The organism is Desulfofundulus sp. (assembly GCF_049701015.1).
Lineage (GTDB): Bacteria > Bacillota > Desulfotomaculia > Desulfotomaculales > Desulfovirgulaceae > Desulfofundulus.
The window spans coordinates 1-4,339 of sequence record NZ_JBNATZ010000212.1; the positions used below are offsets into that span (position 1 = coordinate 1).

A 4,339-nucleotide genomic window follows, 5' to 3' on the forward strand; every position below is an offset into this window, starting at 1 on the left:
CGCCCGCTCGTTCCGCGAGATGCTCCCCGGCCGTATCCGGGTGGTCTGTGGGGGGTGGAAAAAGCTCCCCCTGCCCTGGCGGCAAAACTTGCGCCGGGCTGCGGCCGTGGGCGGTGTGGCCACCCGGATCCTCGACGACCCGTTCATCTACCTGGACAAAAACTATATCCGCATGTTTGGAGGTATCTCCAGCACGCTGCAGGCGGTAGCAGAACTACCCGGCGAAAAGGTCATCCAGCTGCGCGGTGAATGGGGCGACATTACCGAAGAGGCTGCTCAGGCGGTAATCAATGGGGCTGCTGTGTTGATGGTAGATACCGGACGCATGGAGGATGTAACCAGAGTGGCCGGATACCTGCGCGGGCGTGAGTGGCGGCAGAGAGTACGCCTTGCTTTTTCCGGAGGAATCACCAGGGAGGAACTGCCGGCCATTGCAGAGCTGGATGTGGACATCGTAGATATAGGGCGTTCGGTGCTGGATGCAACATTGATTGACCTGCGCTTTGAGGTTCTGGGACCAGCGTAGGGCCAACAGTGGAATGTATCCTCATACATTTGCCTGATGTCAAAACATTATTCATTATTACCGAATAGGTATAGGTGGGGTTGAGAAATGGTGCAAATTGAAGACTGGGCCGGGCGGCTGTTGCAGGCGGAAGAAACGGGAGTACCTGTTGAGCCGCTGACAGAGGCCTGGCCGGAAATCGATATTCCCACGGCCTATCAGATTCAATTGAAGGTGATAGAACGCAAGTGTGCCCGGGGCCAGAAGGTGGTGGGGATGAAGATTGGCCTGACCAGCAGGGCCATGCAGCAGATGCTGGGCGTTTATGAGCCGGACTACGGCCATATTCTGGATACCATGGTGCTGCTTGAGGGTGAGCCGGTACGCCTGTCAAGGTTGATCCAGCCCAAAGTAGAAGCAGAAATAGCTTTCGTGCTGCGGGACCGTCTGGCTGGTCCCGGGGTTACCGTGGCCGATGTATTGCGGGCCTCGGCGGGGGTAATGCCTGCCTTAGAGATTATTGACAGCAGGATCAGGGACTGGAAGATAAAAATTCAGGATACCATTGCTGACAATGCTTCCTCGGCAGCCATTATGCTGGGTGGGACATTAAGGCCGGTGGAAGGTTTGGACCTGCGTCTGGTCGGGCTGGTTCTGGAGAAGGATGGTGAAGTCTTTGCTACCGGGGCGGGAGCTGCGGTACTCGGCCACCCGGCAGCGGCCGTGGCCTGGCTGGCCAATGCTGTGGCACGTTACGGGTTGAGCCTGGAGCCGGGTATGGTGGTGCTTTCCGGTTCGTTCACCCAGGCGGTGGCGGTGGGTCCCGGCTCGGTCATCCGCGCTTCTTTCGACCGCCTGGGTACGGTAAGCGCGAGATTTGTAGGTGCTTAATTTTAACTTTGAGGAGGATGTACCTTTGGAAAAAATAAAGGCGGCGATTGTCGGGCCGGGTAACATCGGTACCGACCTGATGTACAAGTTGTTGCGCAGCAAATACGTGGAAGTGGCCATGATGGTGGGTATTTACCCGGAATCCGAGGGCCTGGCCCGGGCCAGATCGCTCGGTATTAAAGCTTCACACGAAGGTATCGATGCAGTACTGCGGGAACCTGAGATCAAGATTGTCTTTGACGCTACCGGGGCCAAGCCTCACCTCAAACACGCCCCCCTGCTGCGGGAGGCGGGTAAAATTGCCATCGACCTCACTCCGGCGGCGGTGGGTCCTTACGTAGTTCCAGTGGTTAACATAGATCAGCACCTGGACGCCATGAACGTGAACATGGTTACCTGCGGTGGCCAGGCTACCGTGCCCATTGTGGCGGCCATCAACCGGGCCGCAGGCGTTCAATATGCCGAGATCATCTCTTCCATTTCAAGTAAAAGCGCCGGGCCGGGGACCCGCCAGAACATCGATGAGTTTACTGAGACCACCGCCAGGGCTCTGGAAGTGGTGGGGGGAGCACGAAAGGGCAAGGCCATTATTATCCTGAATCCAGCCGAGCCCCCAATTATGATGCATAACACCATCTACACTCTGGTGGAGCATCCGGATGAAGATAAAATCCGTGCTGCAGTGCACGACATGGTACGGCGCATTCAGGAGTACGTTCCCGGTTACCGGCTGCGGGTGGAACCGCTGGTGGAAGGGAACAAGGTGACTACGATCATTGAAGTAACCGGGGCGGGGGATTACCTGCCCACTTATGCGGGCAACCTGGACATTATGACTTCGGCTGCTGCGCGGGTGGGCGAGTTGATGGCCATGCGCCTGCTGGGGATTTACAGTCGGAAGGATGTGGAAAGCTGTGCCTGAGATCAGAATTATGGACACCACCTTGCGGGATGGGATGCACGCCATGGCCCACCAGTTTACGCCGGAACAGATGGCCAGGGTGGCAGCCGCCCTGGATGAAGCCGGCGTGGACGTAATCGAAGTTTCTCACGGCGACGGCCTGGCCGGGCATTCATTCCAGTACGGTTTTGCCGCGGCCACAGACGAGGAGTACCTGCGTGCAGTTGCTCCAGTGCTCAAGCGGGCCAAGCTGGCAGCCCTGGTACTGCCCGGTATCGGTACTTGTAAAGACATGCAGATGGCGGTGAAAGCCGGGGTAAAGGTCTTCCGCATTGCCACTCACGTTACCGAGGCGGACATATCGGAAGAACACATGGGCCTGGCCAAGGAGATGGGGGCGGAAGTAGTAGGTTTCCTGATGATGTCCCATACCGTGGACAAGGAAAAAATTGCCGAGCAGGCCAGGTTGATGGAAAGTTACGGTGCGGATGTGGTCTATGTGGTGGACTCGGCAGGGGCGATGACTCCGCCGGAGGTTAAGGAAAAGGTTGGCTACGTGCGCTCCTGCCTGAAGGTTCCGGTGGGCTTCCATGCCCATAACAACCTGGGGCTGGCCATCGGCAATACGCTGGCCGCAGTGGAAGCAGGGGCCACGGTGGTGGATGGGACCCTGCGCGGTTTGGGAGCCGGAGCGGGTAACGCGCCTACCGAAGTTCTTGTGGCAGCACTCAAAAAGGTCGGCTGCGAGGTAGACGTTGATCTTTATAAGATAATGGATGCTGCCACTGTCCTGGAGCCCATGATGCGCCGCCCACAGGTGATCGACAATGCTTCCATCATGCTGGGTTTTGCCGGCGTGTACTCCAGTTTCCTCTTGCACACATACAGGGCGGCGGAAAAGTTCGGCCTGGACCCGAGGGACATTTTGATGGAACTGGGGCGCCGCAAGATTGTAGGAGGCCAGGAAGACTATATTATTGACGTGGCTTACGAGATGGCCCGGCATAAACAGGCTCTGGCTGGTTGATAAACTGTATGAATAATGGGGGTCCGGTTCCGCGAAGGAAACCGGATCCCCGTACATGAATTTTAACACGATATAAAAAAGTATGGAAAATGTTTGATAATGTCAAATATTTTTTAAATCTATCTAACTAAACATTCCAGGGAGGTATAAGAGGCTATGAGGGGAGTTTTCCTCGTCGAGAAAGGATTTAGTATTACCGAAAGCTTTAAGGAACTATTTAAAAACCTTTCTTTCCCAGGTCTTACTACCGGTCTGATTGGTGCTTTATTTAGCAGCATGGGTCCTGGGATGATTGTTATGAATGCTGCAAAACAGGGGAAGCTTTCAGATGATATTGCTGTATCGTGGATCTTCGCCATCTTCTTTTTTGCCGGGTTGGCTACTATGTTTATGTCTCTTTACTATCGCACACCGGTGGTCATAGCATATAGCATTCCAGGTTCAGTGCTTATCGGTAAATACCTGGCATCGGGTGGAAGTATCTACGAAGCGGTAGGCGTATATATAGCTATTGCAGTAATTGTTCTGGTACTCACGGGGACAGGAGCAATTAAGAACGTTATCAAGTGCATACCTGTACCTATTATGTTGGGAATGGTAGCCGGTGTGCTCTTAAGTTTTGGTCTCAATGCTTTTTCTAGTGCCCTGACAGTACCTTCAATTTACGGGATAATGCTGGCTATCTTCTTTGTTTGGTATTATTTCAAAGGTTTATCCAGTAAAATCCCAGGTGTCGTAGTGGCGATGATCGTAGGCGCTATATTGATAAAAGTGAGTGGCTTAAGTAAAGCTGTCCCTATTACCTGGGAAATAGCAAAACCAGTGGTAATATTTCCAGAATTTAATTTTAAAAGCCTGATAGAACTGGGAGTACCTCTCTTCTTTATGGTGGTCGGCGTTCAAAATATCCAGGCTATAGGTGTCTTGCTTTCCAGGGGATATAACCCACCTGTTAATGCTATGTATACAGTACCTTCGGTGGTTACATTCTTTAACGCTTTCTTTGCCGGTCATA

The 4,339-nt window shown here is 53.7% G+C and carries 4 protein-coding genes and 1 pseudogene; all 5 read left to right on the top strand.

What is annotated here, in order from left to right; all coding sequences use genetic code 11:
- Positions 1 to 526 (top strand): annotated as a pseudogene (locus ACPLUI_RS11640) (nicotinate-nucleotide pyrophosphorylase); the annotation flags it as partial.
- Positions 527 to 613: 87 nt separating this feature from the next.
- A complete protein-coding gene (locus ACPLUI_RS11645; RefSeq protein WP_424660429.1) occupies positions 614 to 1,396 on the top strand; it encodes a 2-keto-4-pentenoate hydratase in 783 nt (260 codons plus the stop codon).
- A gap of 25 nt (positions 1,397 to 1,421) precedes the next feature.
- On the top strand, positions 1,422 to 2,318 hold the full coding sequence (locus ACPLUI_RS11650) for an acetaldehyde dehydrogenase (acetylating) (RefSeq protein ID WP_424660430.1): 897 nt from the start codon (positions 1,422 to 1,424) through the stop codon (positions 2,316 to 2,318).
- Entirely contained in the window at positions 2,299 to 3,324 is a 1,026-nt protein-coding gene (dmpG, locus tag ACPLUI_RS11655; protein WP_424660431.1) for a 4-hydroxy-2-oxovalerate aldolase, read from the top strand. The genes ACPLUI_RS11650 and dmpG overlap by 20 nt, the downstream gene beginning before the upstream one ends.
- Before the next feature lie 156 nt (positions 3,325 to 3,480).
- A partial coding sequence (locus tag ACPLUI_RS11660; RefSeq protein ID WP_424660432.1) for a benzoate/H(+) symporter BenE family transporter occupies positions 3,481 to 4,339 on the top strand: 859 nt, incomplete at its 3' end.

Bases quoted from the DNA above. Each gene is read 5' to 3' on its own strand.
- dmpG (WP_424660431.1), top strand. From the start codon at position 2,299: ATGTGGAAAGCTGTGCCTGAGATCAGAATTATGGACACCACCTTGCGG.
- ACPLUI_RS11645 (WP_424660429.1), top strand. From the start codon at position 614: ATGGTGCAAATTGAAGACTGGGCCGGGCGGCTGTTGCAGGCGGAAGAA.